This window comes from Nostoc sp. 2RC (assembly GCF_014222165.1).
GTDB classification, from domain to species: domain Bacteria; phylum Cyanobacteriota; class Cyanobacteriia; order Cyanobacteriales; family Nostocaceae; genus Nostoc; species Nostoc linckia.
Map to the genome: position 1 here is coordinate 1 of NZ_JACKZU010000780.1, position 667 is coordinate 667.

At 43.6% G+C, this 667-nt stretch carries 1 protein-coding gene; it reads left to right on the forward strand.

What is annotated here, in order from left to right; genetic code table 11:
* A partial coding sequence (locus tag GNE10_RS34955; RefSeq protein ID WP_311774915.1) for a calcium-binding protein occupies window positions 1-667 on the forward strand: 667 nt, incomplete at both ends.

The window sequence follows — 667 nt, forward strand, 5'->3', positions numbered from 1 at the left end:
AAGGTAATACAATCCAAACTGGAAGCGGTGAAGATACGGTGTTAGTTGGCAGTGACTCTTCAGTATCCGCAGGGGACGGTGATGATAGTATCTTTATTGGTCAAAATGGTGCAGCTGACAATACTAGCGCCGATGGTGGCAATGGTGATGACCAAATTACTGTAATTGAAGCCAATGGTAACAATAATCTATTTGGCGGTGCAGGTGCTGACACTCTCACAGTAATTGAAGGTTCGCATCAATTATCCTTTGGTGGTTCTGGTAACGACACCCTCAAAAGTAATGGCAGCAATAACCGCCTGTATGGTGGTTCTGGAGATGACAAACTCTTCTCCAGCGTCAATGACTCCTTGTTTGGCGGCGATGGCGATGATGTGCTGTTTGCTGGTGAAGCTGGTGGTAATAAATTAACTGGTGGTACTGGTATTGACCAGTTTTGGATTGCTAATGCCAGTTTACCTACTGCTAAAAACATCGTCACTGACTTGACAATTGGCACAGATAAAATCGGGCTTGGGGGTGTTGGGGTAACTCAATTTAGTAATTTAACGCTGTTGCAACAAGGTAGCGATACTTTGGTGAAAACATCAAATACAGAGTTGGCTTTGTTAGTGGGAATTACCTCCACTAGCCTTACTGCCAATGATTTTGTTTTTGTTGCTAGTGT